Annotated in this window: 16 protein-coding genes and 1 pseudogene; 10 read left to right on the top strand and 7 right to left on the bottom strand. The window is 70.1% G+C overall.

From position 1 onward, the window contains the following. Positions 1 to 207 precede the first annotated feature (207 nt). Together CLM62_RS45150 and CLM62_RS45155 are read left to right on the top strand one after the other, a co-directional pair. A complete protein-coding gene (locus CLM62_RS45150; protein WP_095755711.1) occupies positions 208 to 540 on the top strand; it encodes a MazG-like family protein in 333 nt (110 codons plus the stop codon). 1 nt (position 541) lies between these two features. After that, positions 542 to 1,033 (top strand): NUDIX hydrolase, encoded by a 492-nt coding sequence (locus CLM62_RS45155; RefSeq protein WP_095755712.1) that lies wholly within the window; start codon positions 542 to 544, stop codon positions 1,031 to 1,033. 5 nt (positions 1,034 to 1,038) lie between these two features. Here the strand turns inward: CLM62_RS45155 and CLM62_RS45160 are convergent, their stop codons facing one another. Next, on the bottom strand, positions 1,039 to 2,019 hold the full coding sequence (locus CLM62_RS45160) for a threonine/serine dehydratase (protein ID WP_095755713.1): 981 nt from the start codon (positions 2,017 to 2,019) through the stop codon (positions 1,039 to 1,041). Between the two features lie 255 nt (positions 2,020 to 2,274). On the opposite strand from CLM62_RS45160, the gene CLM62_RS45165 reads away from it, so the two are divergent. The 3 genes and pseudogenes from CLM62_RS45165 to CLM62_RS45175 form a co-directional block, all read left to right on the top strand. Next, entirely contained in the window at positions 2,275 to 2,730 is a 456-nt protein-coding gene (locus CLM62_RS45165) for an excalibur calcium-binding domain-containing protein (protein ID WP_095755714.1), read from the top strand. Positions 2,731 to 2,842: 112 nt separating this feature from the next. Next, positions 2,843 to 3,259: a TIGR03668 family PPOX class F420-dependent oxidoreductase gene (locus tag CLM62_RS45170; protein ID WP_095755715.1), complete on the top strand. Its 417-nt coding sequence runs from the start codon at positions 2,843 to 2,845 to the stop codon at positions 3,257 to 3,259. Positions 3,260 to 3,370: 111 nt separating this feature from the next. Further along, positions 3,371 to 3,736, top strand: a pseudogene (locus tag CLM62_RS45175) (MBL fold metallo-hydrolase); the annotation flags it as partial. Positions 3,737 to 3,759: 23 nt separating this feature from the next. Here CLM62_RS45175 and CLM62_RS45180 read toward each other — a convergent pair. Further along, a complete protein-coding gene (locus CLM62_RS45180) occupies positions 3,760 to 4,542 on the bottom strand; it encodes an SDR family NAD(P)-dependent oxidoreductase (RefSeq protein WP_095755716.1) in 783 nt (260 codons plus the stop codon). A gap of 86 nt (positions 4,543 to 4,628) precedes the next feature. On the opposite strand from CLM62_RS45180, the gene CLM62_RS45185 reads away from it, so the two are divergent. Next, positions 4,629 to 5,552, top strand: a complete 924-nt coding sequence (locus CLM62_RS45185; protein ID WP_257004467.1) for a helix-turn-helix transcriptional regulator — start codon at positions 4,629 to 4,631, stop codon at positions 5,550 to 5,552. A 50-nt stretch (positions 5,553 to 5,602) separates the two neighbouring features. Here the strand turns inward: CLM62_RS45185 and ppdK are convergent, their stop codons facing one another. Together ppdK and CLM62_RS45195 are read right to left on the bottom strand one after the other, a co-directional pair. After that, a complete protein-coding gene (gene ppdK / locus CLM62_RS45190) occupies positions 5,603 to 8,350 on the bottom strand; it encodes a pyruvate, phosphate dikinase (protein ID WP_095755717.1) in 2,748 nt (915 codons plus the stop codon). A gap of 438 nt (positions 8,351 to 8,788) precedes the next feature. Further along, on the bottom strand, positions 8,789 to 10,003 hold the full coding sequence (locus CLM62_RS45195; protein WP_095755718.1) for an ROK family protein: 1,215 nt from the start codon (positions 10,001 to 10,003) through the stop codon (positions 8,789 to 8,791). Positions 10,004 to 10,122: 119 nt separating this feature from the next. On the opposite strand from CLM62_RS45195, the gene CLM62_RS45200 reads away from it, so the two are divergent. The 3 genes from CLM62_RS45200 (at position 10,123) to CLM62_RS45210 (ending at position 15,730) form a co-directional block, all read left to right on the top strand. Then, on the top strand, positions 10,123 to 11,685 hold the full coding sequence (locus tag CLM62_RS45200; protein WP_373559246.1) for a hypothetical protein: 1,563 nt from the start codon (positions 10,123 to 10,125) through the stop codon (positions 11,683 to 11,685). Continuing rightward, positions 11,682 to 13,619: a glycogen debranching N-terminal domain-containing protein gene (locus tag CLM62_RS45205; protein ID WP_095755719.1), complete on the top strand. Its 1,938-nt coding sequence runs from the start codon at positions 11,682 to 11,684 to the stop codon at positions 13,617 to 13,619. Before CLM62_RS45200 ends, CLM62_RS45205 begins: the two co-directional genes overlap by 4 nt. Before the next feature lie 239 nt (positions 13,620 to 13,858). Continuing rightward, positions 13,859 to 15,730 (top strand): CDP-alcohol phosphatidyltransferase, encoded by a 1,872-nt coding sequence (locus CLM62_RS45210; RefSeq protein WP_257004468.1) that lies wholly within the window; start codon positions 13,859 to 13,861, stop codon positions 15,728 to 15,730. Between the two features lie 18 nt (positions 15,731 to 15,748). On the opposite strand, the gene dusB is transcribed toward CLM62_RS45210, so the two are convergent. Beyond that, positions 15,749 to 16,882 carry a tRNA dihydrouridine synthase DusB gene (gene dusB, locus CLM62_RS45215; protein WP_095755721.1) on the bottom strand — a complete coding sequence of 378 codons (1,134 nt, stop codon included), beginning with the start codon at positions 16,880 to 16,882 and terminating at the stop codon, positions 15,749 to 15,751. A gap of 78 nt (positions 16,883 to 16,960) precedes the next feature. On the opposite strand from dusB, the gene CLM62_RS45220 reads away from it, so the two are divergent. Then, the gene (locus tag CLM62_RS45220; RefSeq protein ID WP_095755722.1) at positions 16,961 to 18,406 is read left to right on the top strand and encodes an MFS transporter; all 1,446 of its coding nucleotides are present in this window, start codon (positions 16,961 to 16,963) and stop codon (positions 18,404 to 18,406) included. A 27-nt stretch (positions 18,407 to 18,433) separates the two neighbouring features. Here CLM62_RS45220 and CLM62_RS45225 read toward each other — a convergent pair whose 3' ends face one another. Then, the gene (locus tag CLM62_RS45225; RefSeq protein ID WP_095755723.1) at positions 18,434 to 19,372 is read right to left on the bottom strand and encodes an RNA polymerase sigma-70 factor; all 939 of its coding nucleotides are present in this window, start codon (positions 19,370 to 19,372) and stop codon (positions 18,434 to 18,436) included. Then, the gene (locus tag CLM62_RS45230) at positions 19,369 to 20,292 is read right to left on the bottom strand and encodes an NAD(P)-dependent oxidoreductase (RefSeq protein WP_095755724.1); all 924 of its coding nucleotides are present in this window, start codon (positions 20,290 to 20,292) and stop codon (positions 19,369 to 19,371) included. Before CLM62_RS45230 ends, CLM62_RS45225 begins: the two co-directional genes overlap by 4 nt. Between the last annotated feature and the right edge of the window lie 59 nt (positions 20,293 to 20,351).

The following is a 20,351-nucleotide window of genomic DNA, read 5'->3' on the forward strand; positions in this document are numbered from 1 at the left end:
CCGAAGTGGCCTCACACGCCCTGATGGTTCCAAGGCACACGGCATCGGACCACGTCCTTCGACGTCGCTCGAACAGCGCTGGTGGTGAGGATGCCCCGTGACCGAAACGCTTGACGTGACCGCACCGGTGACTATCCGCACGGCCGCCCGTTCCTCCGGGTAGGCGACTTTGCTCCACTCCGCCCACTCGACGGAAGGAACACCCTCGTGAACACCACCGCGTGGAAGACTACGGCCGAACTCGCCGCGTTCTTCGATCAGGCCACCGCGGATCTGCCCACCGCACAGCGGCGCCTACTCCAAGTGCTGAAGATCGGGGAAGAGTTCGGGGAGGCCGCCCAGGCCGTCATCGGGGCGACGGGCACGAACCCGCGGAAGGGAATGAGCCACACCTGGGACGACGTGACGGCGGAGATCTGTGACGTCATCGTCACGTCGATGGTGGCGCTGCACCGACTCGGCGTTCCTGACCCCGAGACCGCGTTCACCGAGCACCTGAAGCAGGCCGCGGCCCGCACCCTCGCCACTCGGGAGGCCTGAGGTGGAGCGAGTACTGCCCCGCGCGGAGTGGGTCAAGACCCTTCCGCAGGCCATCGTCGGGTCCTGCGTGCTGCTCCTCGACCACGAGGACCGGATTCTGCTGCTCCGCTACGCCGAGGGCCAGCCGAGCGCCGGAACCTGGGGGCTGCCCGGCGGAATGCTCGATCACGGCGAAGACCCGCTCAGCGCCGCGCAACGCGAACTGCACGAGGAGACCGGGATCGTCCTCGACCACCCTCCTCGCTTTCTCGGCTACGACCACCGGGCCGACGTGAAGGGAACGGGTCCGGTGATCGACTTCTTCTTCTACGGCGGCACCCTCGCAGCCGGTCAGACCATCAGTCGCAGCCCGGAACACGACAAGAACGGCCTCTTCACCCTGAACGAGCTGCCGACCACGCCCCTCACGTCCCACCCGCCGACACTCACCGCCCTGCACACCGCCGCCCGCTCCGGAACGGTCGTGTGCCTGCGCGAGGGACAGCCCCTGTGACTACGTCAAGGCCTGTGGTGGGGAGCCGCACCGACCCAGCGGCGATAGGCGTCGACGTCGACGTTGCTGCCGCACACAATGGTGACTACGTGTCGGCCGGCGAAGCGGTCACGGTCTTCGAGGATCGCCGCGATGCCGAGCGCGGCCGACGGTTCGACGACGAGGCCGGCGTGGTCGAGGAGCATCCGCATACCGGCGATGATCGACGCCTCCTGGACCAGGACGGCGTCGTCGGCGACCAGGAGGAGGTCGTCCAGGACGGCCGGGATGGGACACCGGCCGGCGACGCCGTCGGCGATGGTGTCGGTCGAGTCGGTGGTGACGACGCGCCGCCGGCGCCACGAGTGTGTCATCGCGGGTGCGCCCAACGGCTGGACGCAGATCACCTCGACTTCGGGCGCCAAGGCCTTCACCACATGCCCCACACCGGTGGCCAGCGCCCCGCCGCCGAGAGCGATCAGGACGGCGTCGAACGACGGCACCATGTCCACCAGCTCCAGGCCGATGGTCGCCGCGCCCTCGCAGGTCTCGAGGTCCAGGCTGTCTTCGACCAGCCGGATGCCGTCGCAGCGCGCGATGGCCGCCGCCCGCTCGCGAGCCATCTCGTGGTCGCCGTCCACCAGCTCCAACCTGGCGTCCAACGCACGGATGCGATCAAGCTTGGCCGCAGTCGCGAAGCGGGAGGCCACGACGGTGACGTCGAGCCCCCGGCCACGACCGGACCAGGCGAGGGCTTGGCCGAGGTTGCCCGCGCTGGCGCACACCACGGCTCGCGGGCCGCTGTCGGCGAGCAGGTTCGCGACGACCTCGGTACCGCGGGCCTTGAAGCTGCGGACCGGGTTCGCCGTTTCGAGCTTGATACTCACCGCGCACCCGAGGTCGGGCTCCAGCGCCTCGCAGCGGTACAGCGGAGTGTCGAGAAAAACAGGGTCGATCACCCGGCGAGCCGCCCTGATCCGAGCAGTGTCGAGGCGCGTCTCCTGCATGACACAGCAGCGTAGCGCCGTCGGCGCTGTTCCCATTGGTTCGTCCCGAAGGAGAAGAACTCCGCACGAGATGAGGGGCCGATTCCGCTCGTAGCGCGGCACCCCTGACGACGTGCATACGGAGAGCTACTTTCCAGTCACGTCACGTTCGCATCACGGGTCCGCCAATCCGCAGCAGCATCGAGAGGCCCTCAGTACGTTCATCACCTCAAATCCGACCGATCACCACATCGTGATCACGGTACGGATCTGCCTATGAACCGACTCTGGGGGCTCTCCGTGCACCTGTTCCGCAAATCCGCCACCGCGGCCGTCGCCGCGCTCACGCTGGCCGCCCTGCCGGCCACCGCCGAGGCCCATGACGGCAACCACCCGTTCGAGAACTGCACCGAGGCGTACGAGAACGGGTACTCCAACATCGCCGAGGGCGACGAGCACTACGGCGACCACCTCGACCGCGACGGAGACGGCATCGGCTGCGACAACCCGCCCGCCGGCTTCGTACCCGCCGAGGACGAGAACGACAGCGCCGGAGGCGTCGAGGACACCGAGTCCCAAGCCTCCGAAACCTCCGGCCGGCAGGACGACACCGACCTGGCCGCGACCGGAGGCGACGACACCACCCCGTACGTGGCGGCCGGCGGCACGGCCGTACTGCTCGCCGGCGGCGGCCTGCTCCTGGCGGCCCGGAGACGTCGCACGTCTCGCTGACGGGGGCTGTCAGGAACCGGCGGACGTACGGACTCGACTCCTGACGACAGCGCGCCCGGCGCCCTCGCCACGGGGAGCCGGGCGCCCTCAGCCCCTCACTACGGTGGAACACATGAGGCTCTCGCCCCTCGCCGCCCGGGAACGGTTCGTTGCGCGCCCCGTCGCCAGGCTGGCGACAGCCGACGCCCACGGGGTGCCCCACGCGGTCCCGGTCACCTTCGTCGTCCAGGACGACGTCCTGTACTTCGCGATCGACCACAAGCCCAAGAGCACGTGGGATCTGCGCCGGTTGCGCAACATCAAGGAGAACCCCTCGGTGACGGTCCTGGTCGACCACTACGCCGAGGACTGGTCCACGCTGTGGTGGGCCCGCGCCGACGGCCGCGGGGAGGTGCTGGAGGACGGACGGGAACGGCAGCGCGCGGTGGAGTTGCTGTGCGGCAAGTACGCGCAGTACAAGGACTCCCCTCCCAAGGGTCCCGTGGTCGCCGTTCGGGTCGAGCGGTGGAGCGGCTGGGCCTTCACGTAAGCCGGAATGGCGCAGAGCTGTTCGGGCGCCGCTCAGGCGATCGCCTGCACGCCGCGATCTGCTGTCGGCAGAACGGCTGGACGGCACACCGCAGCCTGCCAGGACAGCCGCATGGCGAAGAACACCGCGGTGCGTCGGCTCGACCTCGGCTACTTCATCAGGCCGGCTTCGGAAACAGGCGGCCCGCAACCGCGAGTTGAACCCGTGCTCGCGTATCTGGTGCAACACGACGAGGGACTGATTCTCTTCGACACCGGCATCGGCAGCGCTGACGCCGAGACCGAAGCGCACTACCGACCCCAACGCCGTGCGCTGCAGGCGGCCCTGTCGGCGGCTGGAGTCACCCTCGGCGACATCTCTCTGGTCGTGAACTGCCACCTTCACTTCGACCACTGCGGCGGGAATCCCCTCTTGGGCGGCAAGCCGATCCTGGTCCAGGAAGTCGAACTGGCCACCGCCCGACAGGCAGCGGACACCACCTGATCTGCGAGCTCTCCCTTTCAGGCGCCGGCGCCGCCGTCGACCGGCACGATCGCGCCGGTCACCATCGAGGCACGGTCGCTGAGCAGCCACGCGGCCACCTCGGCCACCTCGCGGGGCTCGGCCATGCGGCCGAGTGGGGTCGCCGCGTTATTGCGCTCGATGATGCCCGGGGATACGGCCTCCCAGGCGTCGATCATCTCCGTGGCGGTGCCGCCGGGGGTGATGCCGTTCACTCGGATGCCCTGACGGCCCCAGGTCACGGCCGCGGTCTCGGTGATGCTGTTGAGCGCGCGCTTCATGGCGCCGTATGCGGGGAGGGCGGGATTCGCGCGGCGGCTGCCGATGCTCGAGGTGTTGACGATCGCCCCGCCACCGCTCCGTCGCATTAGTGCGGCCTCGGCGGTCATGGCGGTCCAGTGCGAGCGGAAGTTCACGGCGAACTGCTCGTCGATGTCCTCGTCGCTCGTGGTGTCGAGCGGGCCGGGCTGCTGGATCGCCGCGCCGTTGTTGAAGGCGCCGTCGAGCCGTCCGTGCAGTTCCTCGACGCGGTCGACAGCCGCGCGGATGCTCGCACGGTCGGCGAGGTCCAGGATGACGGCGTCGGCGACGCCTCCGTCGGCGCGGACCTCGGTGACGATGCGGTCGAGGGCGTCCGTGCTGCGGGCGGCGAGCACGACGGCGGCGCCCTCGGAGGCGAAGAGCCGGGCCGCGGCCGCCCCGATGCCGCGGCTGGCGCCGGTGATGAACACAACCTTGCCGGTGAGCAGGCCGATGGGTGCGATGTCAATGTTGTTCGTCATGACGGCAGTGTCAGCCCGGCCTCCAGGCCGGATGCAGGCACAGGCGGTACCAGGATCCGTCGCCGCGCAGCGTGCAGACTTGGGGTATGAACAAGCAGGAGCTCGGGGCGTTCCTCCGTAGCCGTCGCGAGCGGCTCCGGCCGGAGGACGTCGGCCTCCCCTCCGGACCGCGACGCCGGACACCGGGTCTGCGCCGCGAGGAGGCCGCGGTCCTCGCGCACATCTCCACGGAGTACTACGTCCGGCTCGAGCAGGGCAGGGCACCGCGGCCGTCGGGCGAGGTCCTCGCCGGGATCGCAGGCGCGCTGCGGCTCACCGACGCCGAGTCCGACCACCTTCACGTCCTCGCGGGTACGGCGCCGACCCGTACCCGGGTGCACCGGCGCGACGTCCGCCCGAGCATCCTCACGCTCCTCGAGCGGCTGCCGCAGACGGCCGCTTTCGTGATTTCCGCCGCGCTCGAGGTGCTCGCGTGGAACGACCTCGCGGCCGCGCTCATGGAGGACTTCACCGAGGTCGCCCCGAAGGACCGCAATCTCGCGCGCCGGGCATTCCTCGGGCCGGCGCGACCTGACACGACGCTGTACGGGATCTCCGACGCCGCCGAGTTCCGGCACCACGTCGTCATGGAGCTCCGTGTCACCCTCGCCCGCTACCCGACGGATCCCGCGGTGACCGGCCTCGTCGACGAACTCCGCGACGCCAGCCCCGAGTTCGCCCGGCTCTGGGAGCGGCACGACGTGCAGGCCGCGCCGATGCTCACGAAGACCTTCCGCCACCCGGTCGTCGGGGAGATCACCGTCGACTGCGACACCCTCACGCTCACGGACCGCGACCAGCGCCTCGTGCTCTACAGCGCACCGCCGGGATCCCCTGGCGCCGAGGCTCTGGCTCTTTTGAATGTGCTCTCCTGCATGGGACGGCCCGCCGCCCCACAAGCAAGAGGGCGGCACCCCCGCACAAGGGTGCCGCCCTCTCTTCGTGATCCGGAATCGCCGCCCCGTCGGTGAGGGTCGGGGACAAAGGCGGCGTCTCCGGCGTTCAGTGGAGGCCGTGAGGCCTACCGGTGGTCACTCCCCGACGACTGCGAAGCCGCCCGCCCCGCCTCCAGTCGCGCCACCGGAATCCGGAACGGCGAGCAGGAGACGTAGTCCAGTCCCACCTCGTGGAAGAAGTGGACCGACTCCGGGTCGCCGCCGTGTTCGCCGCAGACGCCCAGCTTCAGGTCGGGGCGGGTGGCGCGGCCGGCCTCGGCGGCGAGCTTCACCAGGGAGCCCACGCCGTCCTTGTCGATCGTCTCGAACGGGGAGACGCCGAAGATGCCCTTCTCCAGGTACGCCGTGAAGAACGAGGCCTCCACATCGTCCCGGCTGAAGCCCCACACCGTCTGCGTCAGGTCGTTCGTGCCGAAGGAGAAGAACTCCGCCGCCTCGGCGATTTGACCGGCCGTCAGGGCGGCGCGCGGCAGTTCGATCATCGTGCCGATCGCCAGCTTCAGCTCCGTGCCTGTCGCCGCCTCGACCTCCGCGACGACCTGATCGGCCTCCTCGCGGACGATCTCCAGCTCCTGGACCGTGCCGACCAGCGGGATCATGATCTCGGCCCGCGGGTCGCCCTTCGCCGACTTGCGCTCCGCCGCGGCCTCGGCGATCGCCCGTACCTGCATCGTGAACAGGCCGGGGATGACCAGGCCCAACCTCACACCCCTGAGCCCCAGCATCGGGTTCTGCTCGTGCAGCCGGTGCACCGCCTGGAGGAGACGGAGTTCGTTCTCGTGGGGCTCCTGGCGGGACTCCGCCAGGGCGACCCGGACCGAGAGCTCTGTGATGTCGGGCAGGAACTCGTGCAGCGGCGGGTCGAGGAGACGGATCGTCACCGGCAGGCCGTCCATCGCCGAGAAGAGCTCCACGAAGTCCTGCTTCTGGAGCGGGAGCAGCTCCTTCAGCGACTCCTCGCGCTCGGCCTCCGTGTCGGCCAGGATGAGGCGCTCGACCAGCTCGCGACGGTCACCGAGGAACATGTGCTCCGTGCGGCACAGGCCGATGCCCTGTGCGCCGAAACGACGGGCGCGCAGCGCGTCCTCGGCGTTGTCCGCGTTGGCGCGCACCCGCAGGCGACGCTTGCGGTCGGCGAACGCCATGATCCGGTGTACGGCCTCGACGAGTTCGTCGGCGTCCTGGGCGCCCGCGTGCATCCGGCCCTCGAAGTACTCCACGACCGGGGACGGGACCACGGGCACCTCACCGAGGTACACCTTGCCGCTCGACCCGTCGATGGAGATCAGGTCCCCTTCCTCCACCACGTGGCCGCCCGGCACCGTCATCCGGCGGCGCTTCGTGTCGACCTCCAGCTCCTCCGCACCGCACACGCACGTCTTGCCCATGCCGCGCGCGACCACGGCCGCGTGGGAGGTCTTGCCGCCGCGCGAAGTCAGGATGCCCTCGGCCGCGATCATGCCGTCCAGGTCGTCCGGGTTCGTCTCGCGGCGGACCAGGATCACCTTCTCGCCCGAACGCGACCACTTCACCGCCGTGTACGAGTCGAAGACCGCCTTGCCGACCGCCGCACCCGGCGACGCCGCGATGCCCCGGCCGACCGTCTCGACCTTCGTGTCCTCGTCGAAGCGCGGGAACATCAACTGGGCCAGCTGGGCGCCCGACACGCGCTGGAGTGCCTCCGCCTCGTCGATGAGCCCCTGGTCGACCAACTGAGTCGCGATACGGAAGGCCGCCCCGGCCGTCCGCTTGCCGACGCGCGTCTGCAGCATCCACAGCTGCCCGCGCTCGATCGTGAACTCGATGTCGCAGAGGTCCTTGTAGTGGTTCTCCAGGGTCGCCATGATCTGCATCAGCTGGTCGTACGACTTCTTGTCGATCGTCTCCAGCTCCGCCAGCGGGACCGTGTTACGGATGCCCGCGACCACGTCCTCGCCCTGGGCGTTCTGCAGGTAGTCGCCGTACACGCCCTGGTGGCCGGAGGCAGGGTCGCGGGTGAAGGCCACACCCGTGCCGGAGTCCGGGCCGAGGTTGCCGAAGACCATCGAGCAGACGTTCACCGCCGTGCCGAGGTCATGCGGGATGCGCTCCTGGCGGCGGTACAGCTTGGCGCGGTCGGTGTTCCAGGAGTCGAAGACCGCGTGGATGGCGAGGTCCATCTGCTCGCGCGGGTCCTGCGGGAAGTCCCGGCCGGCCTCGGTCTTGACGATCTTCTTGAAGCGGGTGACCAGCTTCTTCAGGTCCGCGGCCTCCAGCTCGGTGTCCACCGTGACCTTCTTGGCCTCCTTGGCCTTCTCCAGCGCGTCCTCGAAGAGGTCGCCGTCGACGCCGAGGACGGTCTTGCCGAACATCTGGATGAGGCGGCGGTAGGAGTCCCAGGCGAAGCGCTCGTCGCCGGCCTGCTTGGCCAGGCCCTGGACGGACTTGTCCGACAGACCGATGTTCAGGACCGTGTCCATCATGCCCGGCATGGAGAACTTCGCGCCGGAGCGGACCGAGACCAGCAGCGGGTCGTCGGGCTGGCCCAGCTTCTTGCCCATGCGCTGCTCCAGGGCGTCGAGGTGCGCACTCACCTCGTCACGCAGTGCCGCCGGCTCGTCGCCGCTGTCGAGGTAGACCTTGCAGGCCTCGGTGGTGATCGTGAAGCCGGGAGGCACCGGAAGGCCCAGGTTGGTCATCTCGGCGAGGTTCGCGCCCTTGCCGCCGAGGAGGTCCTTGAGGTCCTTGTTGCCCTCGGTGAAGTCGTAAACGAACTTCACGCCCTCAACGCTCGCCGCCTGCTCAGCTACGTGGGGATCTTTGTTTTCCGACACGGGTCTCGACTCCTCGAGGACGCGGTGGCTGCCCTGACGGCGAGGAACATACCCAGATCGAAGGCGCCTGGGTACGTCCACTTGCGCGTCATACGCCTGTAACCACTCGTCCGCCAGCGGATCGAAAGTCAAGGCTCGGCAAGCAATCAACCGCTTATGTTTTCACTTCTTGAACGAATCAACTCCCGTAGATGCCGAATTTCGCTCACATGAGCGGCTCTCGGCACGTCTGATTTCGCTCGATGAACGATCAAAGCATGGCACTCAGTGCCACCCTTTGGAGAAGTGCAGTCGCTCAAGATCCGCTCATCTGAGCGCAACCCCTATCAAGGGTGGCGAGAATCACGCTGCCACAGGCGCCGGGATTTCACCATGCGGACGGCCGGCCGGAACAGAAACACCGACGACACAGGACGACACAACACGACGCGGAAGGCCTCACACCCCCAGCGCCAGCAACCGCTCCTCCACCCGCTCCGGCGCATACAGGTACTCAACGACCAACGCCCCGGCCCCCACCAGCCCCGCCCGGTCCCCGAGCCGCGAGGTGACGACGTCCAGATGAGCGGTGGAACGCGGCAGCGCCCGCTGGTACAGCAGCTCCCGTACGCCCGTCAGGAAGGGGGTTCCGGCCAAATCCCCCGCGATCATCAGCACGCCGGGGTTCAGCAGGGTGACGACCGTCGCCAGGACGTCCCCGACCAGCCGCCCGGCCTCCCGCGCCAGCGCCGCCGCCCCCGGATGCCCGGACGCGAGCAGGTCCCGCACATCCGATCCGGACGCCGCCGGCACCCCGGTCTCCGCCAGCCGCCGGGCCACGGCACCCCCGCTCGCGACGGCGGCCAGACAGCCGTAGGAACCGCATCGGCACAGCGCCTCGGCGCCCTCCGGGACCCGGATGTGGCCGAGGTCGCCGGCGCCGCCGTCGATGCCCCGGTAGATCGAGCCGTCGACCACGACTCCCGCGCCGATGCCCGTCGACACCTTGACCAGCACGAACGCCGAGCAGTCGGGATACGCCGTGCGCTGTTCGCCGTACGCCATCAGGTTGGCGTCGTTGTCGACGAGGACCGGCACCGCGCCCGCGCCCGTGTGCTCGCTGAAGGCCCTGGCCAGGCGGCCCCGTATGTCGTAGCCGTCCCAGCCCGGCATGATCGGCGGCTGGACGACCCGGCCGGTGTCGTTGTCGACGGGGCCGGGCACGGCGAGGCCGATGCCGCAGGCCTCGTCCGCGCGGTGGCCCGCCTTCTCCAGGAGTTCGGCGAACCAGCGGCCGAGTTCGCCGAGTACGGCGTCGGGGCCGTCCTCGATCACCAGCGTGCCGCCGTGCTCGGCCAGGATCTCGCCGCTGAGCGACAGGACGGCCGCGCGGGCGTGCCGGGTGTCGAGGTCGGCGGCGAGGACGACGGCGTGGGAGTCGTCGAACTCGAGGGTGATGGAGGGGCGGCCGCCGAGGGGCGAGTCGACCGGGCCGCCGGCGCCCTCGCGCAGCCAGCCGGCGCGGAAGAGGCGGTCGAGGCGCTGGCCGACGGTGGCGCGGGACAGTCCGGTGACCTGTTGCAGGGCGCCACGGGTCGTGGCGCGGCCACTGCGCACCAGTTCCAGCAGATCACCGGCCCGAGCCTGACCCCGAGCCTGGCCTCGTCCCGTCATGCGCACCCCCTTGTGTTTCTCAAGCCTGCATTACATATTGAGTTTTGCGTGTTAAATAGACGTAACCCTACGGTAGCCACTGCCGAACTGGTCCGCCGTACGTCTTCGGGGAGCCCTGAGTGGATCGCGCAACGCAGCTCACCGCCCGCAACAGTGGGCACTTGGATCCCGTAAGCACCATTTCCTCACCACCCTTTTCCGGCCATGGTGAGGTAACGGGCTCCGCGGGCATCGCATACGATCCAGCCGCGCCGAAACATTCGCTGCACGTACGGGCGGCGCAGGTGCTGGAGGGCAACTGGAGGGGCGCCTCCACGGTCCCCTCGCGCGGCCTGTATCCGCACCAGTGGTCCTGGGACTCGGCGTTCATCGCGATCGGCCTGCGCCACCTGTCGCCGTTACGGGCACAGACGGAGCTGGAGACGCTGCTGGACGCCCAGTGGGGCGACGGGCGGATCCCGCACATCGTCTTCAACCCCTCCGTCCCGCTCGACGCGTACTTCCCGAGCCCCGACTTCTGGCGCTCCTCGACCGCGGGGCGCGCTGCGGGCGCCCCGCGCACCGTACAGACCTCCGGGATCGTGCAGCCACCCGTGCACGCGCTGGCGGCCTGGCTGGTGCACCGCGCCGATCCCGGGCTGTCGCGGGCGCGTGGCTTCCTCGCCCGGGTGTATCCGCGGCTGGCGGCCTGGCACCGGTATCTGCTGCACCGGCGGGACCTGGGCGGGGGCGGTCTGGCGTCCGTCGTGCATCCCTGGGAACAGGGTATGGACAACAGCCCCTGCTGGGACGCCCCGCTGAGCCGGATCACGCCCGCCCCTGCCCGCTCCTTCCGGCGCGCCGACCTCGACCACGGGGCGGCGGAGGACCGGCCGACGGATCTGGACTACGGGCGGTATGTGCGGCTGGCGACGGACTACCGGGACGGTGGATACGCCGATGGATCGGGCGAGTTCGCTGTGGAGGACCCCGCCTTCAATGCGCTGCTCATCGCGTCCGAGCTCGCGCTGGCCCGGATCGCCGAGGAGTTGGGCGCGAGCGGCACGGCCCGGCAGGCGCGCGCGGAGCGGCTGACGGCGGCGCTGATCGAGCGGTTGTGGGATCCGGCGGAGGGGATGTTCTTCTGCCGGGACGTGCGGGGCGGGGAGCCGGCCGGGGCGCAGGCCGGCGGGCCGCGTGGGGAGTTGATTCCCGAGCGCAGCGTCTCGGGTCTCGTGCCGCTCCTGCTGCCCGGCCTCCCGCGCGAGGTCGCCGCCGCGCTCGTCCGTACGGTGAGCGGCCCGCACTTCGGGCTGGGGACCACGACCCGCCTCGTGCCGTCGTACGACCTCCTCGGCGAGGCCTTCGACCCGCACCGCTACTGGCGGGGGCCGGCCTGGTTCAACACGAGCTGGCTGCTGGAACGGGGACTCAGGGTGCAAGGCGAGCGGGAACGCGCCGACGCGCTGCGGGAGGCGGTGCTCACCGTCGCCGACTCGTCCGGATTCGCGGAGTACGTCGACCCGTACACCGGCGAGGCCTGCGGTGCGGCCGACTTCAGCTGGACCGCCGCGCTGACGCTCGACCTGCTGCACAGCGACACATCAGCCACCGAAGTAACCGAAGCAACCCAAGCAACCCAAGTAACCCAAGTCACGGAAATCACGAACGTCTCGGCGATCAAGGGAGGGGACCGGGGATGACGGACCGGCATCATCTGCTCGTGTACGGCGGGACGTTCGCCGCCGTGGGCGACAGCGGGGACATCAGCGGCGTACGGGGCGGCAGCTCCCCGGACGGGTTGTTCGTACGTGACGCCCGGCACCTGAGCCGGTGGCAGCTCACCGTCGACGGTGCCGTGCCGGAGGAGCTGTCGCCGGTCGCCGACGGGGACACCGCGCGCTGTGTACTCGTGCCGCGCGGCGGACGCAGCGAGCCGCCCGCGTACACCCTCTTCCGTGAACAGGCTGTCGGCGACGGCTCGTTCGTGGAGTCGCTGCGCGTGACCAGCAACCGTCCGGTGCCGACCACGGTCCGCCTCGCGGTCACCGCCGACGCCGACTTCACCGACCAGTTCGAACTGCGCTCCGACCACCGCACGTACGCGAAGATAGGAGCCACGCGCTCCCGCCACGTCCTCGACGACGGTGTGGAGTTCACCTACCAGCGCGGCGAGTGGCGCTCTTGTACGACCGTGAAGGCCGACCCCGCTCCGGACGGCGTCGAGGAGACCGGTACCGGTGCGCGCCGGCTCGTCTGGGCGCTGGATCTGGAGCCGCACGGGACGGCGGAGCTGACCTTGCGGGTCATGGCGCGGCCGCACGGCGACAAGCGGGCCCTGCGGGTGCCGCGCTCCCCCGCCGCCGTGAACGAACAACTCCTCTCCCTGGAGGGCGAGTACGTGGAGGGCGTGGCCTTCCCGACCGGCTGGCCGGAGCTGGCCGCGGCCTGTGCGCGCGGCCTCGCCGACCTGGCCTCGCTCCAGGTGCCGGCGACCGGGCCTGACGGCGAGGAGCTGCGGGTACCCGCCGCCGGGGCGCCGTGGTTCCTGACCCTGCTGGGCCGGGACGCCCTGCTCACCTCGCTGTTCGCGCTCCCCTACCGGCCGCGCCTGGCCGCCGCCACGCTCCCCGCGCTCGCCGCGACGCAGGCGACGGAGACCGGCGTCGACTCGGTCGCCCAGCCGGGCAAGATCGTGCACGAGGTACGGCACGGGGAGCTGGCGCACTTCGGGCAGGTGCCGTACGGGCGGTATTACGGCTCGGTCGACGCCACCCCACTCTTCCTCGTCCTGCTCGGCGCGTACGTGGAGCAGACCGGCGATGTGGCGATGGCCCGGCGCCTGGAGTCCCACGCCCGCGCGGCGATCGGCTGGATGCTGGACCACGGCGGGCTGACCTCGCGCGGCTATCTGGTCTACCGCGCCGACCAGGGCGGCCTGGCCAACCAGAACTGGAAGGACTCCCCCGGCGCCATCTGCTCGGCCGACGGCACGCGGCCGACCGGGCCGGTGATGGCGGCGGGGGCGCAGGGGTACGCGTACGACGCGCTGCGCCGCACGGCGTGGTTGGCGCGTACGGCGTGGGACGACCAGAAGTACGCGGCCCTGCTGGAACAGGCGGCCGGCGATCTGCGCGACCGCTTCCAGCGGGACTTCTGGATGCCGGAGCACTCCTTCCCCGCGCTCGCGCTGGACGGGGAGGGCCGCCAGGTGGACGCGCTGGCCTCCGACGCCGGGCATCTGCTGTGGTCGGGGCTGCTGGACAAGGAGTACGGCGAGCTGGTCGGCCGGCGGTTGCTGGAACCGGACTTCTTCTCCGGGTGGGGCGTCCGTACGCTGGCGGCCGGGCAACCGGCGTACCACCCCCTCTCGTACCACCGCGGTTCGGTGTGGCCGCACGACAACGCGCTGATCACGCTGGGACTGGCCCGTTACGGCCTGCACGACGAGGCCCGCTCGGTCGCGCACGCCCTGGTCGACGCGGCGACGGCGACCGGCCATCGGCTGCCGGAGGTCCTCGCGGGGTACGGCCGGGACAGCCACGCGGAGCCGGTGCCGTATCCGCACGCGTGCGTACGGGAGTCCCGTTCGGCGTCGGCGCCCTTGGCGCTGCTGACGGCGGTCGGGGGTGCGTAGCCGGGTGATCAGCGGGGTGATCAGCGGGATGATTGGCGAGGCGTTTGCCGGGTGTTTGCCGAGGAGTGGGCAAAAGGGCTGAACACCGGACGGAGGCGAACCGTACGGGACTATGGCGGATCCGATCCCCTCACATCGGATCCGCCGCTCCACCGGGCTTCGTACGGAAGGACCTTCGGGTGCCTGTCTTCACGCGCTTCCATCGGCCGACGGACACGACCGACGACACTACGTCTGTCATGACGCCAACCGAGGAGCAAACAGAGGTGCCGACGGAAGCCGTATCGGAGGAGAGGCCCGAAGGGGCGGTGCCTGACGAGGGAACCGAGCCGGGGGCGCCCGCCGGGGAGGCTGAGGCCCAACCACCCGCAGCCGCTCAACCAGCCGAAACCGCCGAAACCGCCGAAGACAACACCCCCTCCCACCCCACCCCCAGATCCCGCCTCGCCCACTGGCGCGCCTGGCGGACCCGTTACCCCATGGCCGCCCGCACCCTCTACTGGACCACCACCGCCCTGGCCGTCCTCCTCGTCTTCGGGGCGTTGTTGCTGCCCAACACCCTTGTCGCGCTGCAGACCAACCGGTTCACGCGGTTGCCGGCGGAGGCGATCGTGGGGGCTGCCCTGTTGATCGCGTTGCCGCGGCGGGTGCGGTTGGGGGTGGCGGCGTTGTTCGGGGTGGTGCTCGGGGCGTTGACCGTGGTGAATGTGCTCGACATGGGGTTTACCGAGTATCTCGGCCGGGGCTTCAATCTCGTCCTCGACTGGGGGTTGTTGGACGACGCCCAAGCGTATGTCGAGGATTCCATGGGCCGGGCGATGGCCGTCGGCGCCACCATCGGCGCGGGCCTCCTCATCGTCCTGCTGCTCGTCGTCATGGCTCTCGCGACCGTCCGGCTCAGCAACCTGCTCGTTCGCGACACCCAGGTCTCCACCCGCGCCACCCTGATCGCCGGCACCGTCTGGATCACCTGCTCCACCCTCGGTCTCCAGTACAACGGCATGCCGATCGCCTCCAACCGCGCCGCCGGCGCGCTGGAGTCCCAGGCCCGGCGGGTGCAGGACACCCTCCGGGACGAGGCCGCCTTCGCGAGGGAGGCCAAGGCCGACACCTTCGGCAACACCCCGGCCGCCCAGCTCGTCCCCGACCTGCGCGGCAAGGACGTGCTGTTCACCTTCATCGAGAGCTACGGCCGCAGCGCGATCGAGGACCCGGACATCGCTCCCGGCGTCAACCAGACCCTCGACGTCAGCAACAAGGCCCTGGAGAAGGCCGGTTTCCACGCCAAGAGCGGCTGGCTGACGTCGGCGACGTTCGGCGGCAGCAGCTGGCTCGGCCACTCCACCACCATGTCCGGCCTGTGGATCGACAACCAGCAGCGCTACCGCACGGTGACCGCCGGCGACCACCTCACCCTCACCAAGGTCTTCCAGAAGACCGGCGCCTGGGACACGGTCGGCGTCATGCCGGGCGTGCAGAAGGGCTGGCCGGAGCAGAAGTGGTACGGCCTCGACAAGCTCTACGACGCCTTCGACCTGGGCTACCGGGGGCCGAAGTTCAGCTGGTCGACCATGCCGGACCAGTACGCGCTGGAGGCCTTCCAGCGCCAGGTGCACGGCAAGAAGCGCGACAAGCCGCTGATGGCTGAGGTCATCCTGACGTCCAGTCATCAGCCCTGGGCGCCGATCCCGAAGATGGTCGGCTGGGACGAGCTCGGCGACGGCTCGATCTTCGGGCCCATCGCGAAGGCCGGCCTCAACTCCTCGGACGTCCTCACCGACTCAGATCTCTCCAAGCAGGAGTACGGCAAGTCCATCAGTTACTCCGTCACCAGCCTCACCCAGTGGATGGAGCGCTACGGCACCGACGACACCGTCCTCGTCTTCCTCGGCGACCACCAGCCCATCACCCGGGTCAGCGGCAACAACGCCAGCCGTGACGTGCCCGTCTCGATCGTCGCCAAGGACCCGAAGGTCCTCGACAAGGTCGCGGACTGGAACTGGACGGACGGCATCAAGCCCGCCACCGACGCCCCGGTGTGGAAGATGAGTTCGTTCCGCGACCGATTCCTGACGGCGTACGGCTCGACGCCCCATCCGTCCAAGGACTGACTGACCCTTTTTACGGATTCAGCCCCCGGACGTGTCCAGCTCCGCGTCCTCGCTCACGCCCACACAGTCGTAAGGGTCCTTCAGCCAGCCGTCCGGCAGCACCACCCGGTTGTTGCCGGACGTACGGCCGCGGGGCCCGTCGGCGCCGGCGGGCCAGGGCTGGTCGAGGTCCAACTCGTCCAGCCCGCCGCGGAGTTCCTCCAGTGAGGAGGTGATGGCGAGCCGCTTGCGCATCTCGCTGCCGACCGCGAAGCCCTTCAGGTACCAGGCCACGTGCTTGCGGAAGTCGATGACCCCGCGCGCCTCGTCGCCGATCCACTCGCCGAGCAGGCCGGCGTGGCGGACCATGACGTCGGCGACCTCCCGCAGCGACGGCTCACGGAAGTCCTGGTGGCGCCCTTCGAACGCCGCCACCAGATCCGCGAACAGCCACGGCCGCCCCAGGCACCCGCGCCCGACGACCACCCCGTCGCACCCGGTCTCCCGCACCATCCGCAGCGCGTCCTGAGCCGACCAGATGTCCCCGTTGCCGAGCACGGGAATCTCCGGCACGTGCTCCTTCAGCCGGGCGATGGCGTCCCAGTCGGCCGTGCCGCCGTAGTGCTGGGCGGCGGTACGGCCGTGCAGGGCGATGGCGGTCACGCCCTCCTCGACGGCGATCCGCCCGGCGTCCAGGTACGTGATGTGGTCGTCGTCGATGCCCTTGCGCATCTTCATGGTCACAGGCAGGTCCCCGGCCCCGCTGACCGCCTCCCGCAGGATCGCCCGCAGCAGGTTCCGCTTGTACGGCAGCGCCGAGCCGCCGCCCTTCCGCGTCACCTTCGGGACCGGGCAGCCGAAGTTCAGGTCGATGTGGTCGGCCAGGTCCTCCTCCGCGATCATGCGGACGGCCTTGCCGACGGTCGCCGGGTCGACGCCGTACAGCTGGATCGAACGCGGCTTCTCGGTCGCGTCGAAGTGGATGAGCTGCATGGTCTTCTCGTTGCGCTCGACCAGCGCCCGGGTCGTGATCATCTCGCTCACGAACAGGCCCTTGCCACCGCTGAACCCTCGGCACAGGGTGCGGAAGGGCGCGTTGGTGATCCCGGCCATGGGGGCCAGGACGACGGGCGGCTGGACGGGGTGCGGACCGATCTGCAGGGGCGTGGACATTCCTCCATTGTGCCGCGCGATGACCTGGCAAAATTCATTAGTTAGACGCACTATCGAAATCGGCGTACGATGGAGCGCATGCCCGAGCTCAGCCAACGCCGACGCATGCTGGTGCTCGCGATCTGCTGTATGAGCCTGCTGATCGTGAGCCTGGACAACACCGTCCTCAACGTGGCCCTGCCGTCCATGCAGCGCGAATTACACGCGAGTACGTCCGGCCTGCAGTGGACGATCGACGCGTACACGCTCGTACTGGCCTCCCTGCTGATGCTCGCCGGATCCACGGCCGACCGGATCGGCCGCAAGCGCGTCTTCATGGCCGGCCTGATCGTCTTCACGATCGGCTCGGCGCTGTGCTCCGTCGCCCCGAACCTGGATGCGCTGGTCGCCTTCCGGATGGTGCAGGCGGTGGGCGGTTCGATGCTCAACCCGGTCGCCATGTCGATCATCACCAACACCTTCACCGACCCCCGCGAGCGGGCCCGGGCGATCGGGGCGTGGGGTGCGGTGGTCGGCATCTCGATGGCGGCCGGGCCGCTGGTCGGCGGGCTGCTCGTGGAGTCGGTCGGCTGGCGGTCGATCTTCTGGATCAACCTGCCGGTGGGGCTGGCCGCGCTCGTGCTCACCCTGCGGTACGTTCCCGAGTCCCGTGCGCCCGAGGCTCGGCGCCCCGACCCGGTCGGGCAGGTCCTGGTGATCGCGCTGTTCGGCTCACTGACGTACGCGATCATCGAGGCGCCGAACTCGGGCGTCGTCGCGGTGCTGCCGTTCGCCCTGCTCGCCCTGGCCGCGCTGGCCGGCCTGCTCCGGTACGAGCCTCGGCGTGCCGACCCCCTCATCGACCTGCGGTTCTTCCGCTCGGCGCCGTTCAGTGGGGCCACGGTGATCGCGGTGAGCTCTTTCGCGGCGCTGGGTGGCTTCCTGTTCCTGTCGACGCTGTACCTGCAGAACGTACGGGGGCTCGACGCCCTGCACGCGGGGCTGTGGATGCTGCCGATGGCCGTCCCGACGTTCCTGTGCGCGCCGTTGTCCGGCCGCCTGGTCGGCACCCTCGGACCGCGCGTGCCGCTGCTGGTCGCGGGCGTCGCGATGACCGCGAGCGCCGTGCTCTTCGCCGCCTTCGAGGCCGAGACGTCGAACGTCACGCTGTTCATCGGGTACGTCCTGTTCGGCGTCGGCTTCGGATTCGTCAACGCGCCGATCACCAACACGGCGGTCTCCGGGATGCCGCGCAGCCAGGCCGGGGTGGCCGCGGCCGTCGCCTCCACCAGCCGGCAGCTGGGGCAGACCCTCGGCGTCGCGGTGATCGGGGCGGTGCTGGCGGCGGGGTTGGGGGCGTCGTCGTACCGGGACGTCTTCGTTTCCGCCGCCGCGCCGGGGTGGTGGATCCTCGTCGGGTGCGGTGTCGCGGTGCTCGTCCTGGGCGTCCTGACGAGCGGGCGCTGGGCCCGGCGGACGGCGGAGCGGACGGCCGAGCGACTGGAGTCGGTGGAGGTGCGGGACGCCGCGGGCGTCCGCGTGTGACCGCCATAGCTGTGGTCTGGAGCGAAGTCAGCCCCTCCGGTCAGTCGTCCGTGGCCGGCGAGCCTCCTTCACCTCGCGGGTGAGTGCCCAGGCGTCCGCCACCGGACCCACGTGGGCCAGCTTGTCGGGGTTGCTCACCGAGCGGATCATCTGGATCCGCCCGTCGAGTACGTCGAGCGTGAAGGTGTTGATCACCTTGCCGTCCCGGTCACGGAGGATCGCGCCCGGCTGGCCGTTCACCTCGCGTGGCTCGAACTCCACCCCGATCCGGACGACCGAGGGGAAGACCGAGGCAAGCAACCGGGCCACCTTCTCGGCGCCGATGATGTCCCTGGCCAGCTGCGGGACCTTGCCGCCGCCGTCCCCGACCAGCTGGACGTCGGCGGCGAGCAGTTCCCGCAGGCCCTCGACGTCGCCCTCCCGGAGCGCGTCGAAGAAGCGCGCCGCCAGTTCCTCCCGCTCCCGGCGGTCCGCCTCGAACCGAGGGCGCCCCGCGTCCATGTGGCGCCGCGCCCGCACCGCGAGCTGGCGGCACGCCGCCTCCGACCTGCCCACCGCCGACGCGACCTCGGGGAAGCCGAACCCGAACACCTCCCGCAGCACGAAGACCGCCCGCTCGAGCGGGCTGAGGCGCTCGAGCAGCAACAGGGCCGCCATCGACAACGAGTCGGCGAGCTCCGCCGAGCGCTCCGGGTCCTCGTAGGGGTCGGTCAGCAGTGGCTCGGGGAGCCACTGCCCGACGTACTCCTCCCGCCGCACGCGGGCCGACCGCAGCACGTCGATCGAGATCCGGGTGACCACGGCCGAGAGGAACGCCTTGGTCGACGTGGGTTGTGTCGCGGAGGCCGTGTAGCGCAGCCAGGTCTCCTGGACCGCGTCCTCCGCCTCGCCCACGCTGCCGAGGATCCGGTAGGCGATCGAGAACAGCAGCGGCCGTAGCTCCTCGAAGTCCTCGGTGCGGGTCACGCAAGCTCCTCCTTGAAGCCCTGGCGCCACGAGGGATAACGCAGCTCCCAGCCGAGCTCGCGCTTGGCCTTGGCGTTGGAGAAGCCGCGGCCCTCCGTCATCAGGGTCACCGCGAACTCCCCGGCCAGCAGCCTGGCCAGCCATCTGGGAACCCGCATCGGCCGCTTCGCCCCCGCGCACTCGGCCAGATACGGCAGCCAGTCGCGGACCTGGGCGGGCTCGTCGTCGACGATGTTGAACACGCCCCTCGCCTGTTTCTCCAGGACCAGTACGGTGGCGCTCGCCGCGTCGTCGAGGTGCACCCACGAGTTCCAGCCGGTGCCGTCCCCGACGAGGGGGAACTTCCGCTTGCGCACGAACTCGACCACATCGTCACTGGCGCCCGGCCCGTAGAACCCGCCGTATCGCAGGACCGTGCCGCCGGCCTTGGGCACCACGTCCTGGATGTGCAGGACACCCGCCGAGAGCCTGCGCGCCATGGTCCCCGTGCCCGGGTCGATCGGGTCCTCCTCGGTCAGCAGCCCTGCGCCGGGCCCGTAGCTCTGCGCGAAGCTCTGCACGACGACGTGGGGTACGCCGGTCGCCTGGGCGGCGGCCAGCAGGTGGTCCGTACCCTCGATGCGCAGCCGGTTGGTGGTGGCGAAAGTCCGGTCGGGGTGCCGCATGTCGGCCTTGCCGGAGATCGCGGTCATCTCATGCACGATCGCGTCCGGCCGGGCCGCGGCCACCGCCTCACCGACCGACATGGCGTCCAGCCCGTCCATCACGACGGCCTCCGCGCCCAGCTGTTTCAGCAGGCCCGTCTTGGCCGCGCTCCTCGTCGTAGCCGTCACCTGGTGGCCTCTGGCCACGAGCTGCGGCACCAGCCGCCTCCCGATGGCCCCGGTTCCGCCTGCCACGAACACCCGCACAACCCTCACCTCACTGATTCGATTCCGGAACTGCCTCTCATCACGGAGACGAGACAGCCCCGGACTTC

It is taken from the genome of Streptomyces sp. SA15, assembly GCF_002291145.1.
Taxonomy (GTDB): Bacteria; Actinomycetota; Actinomycetes; order Streptomycetales; family Streptomycetaceae; genus Streptomyces.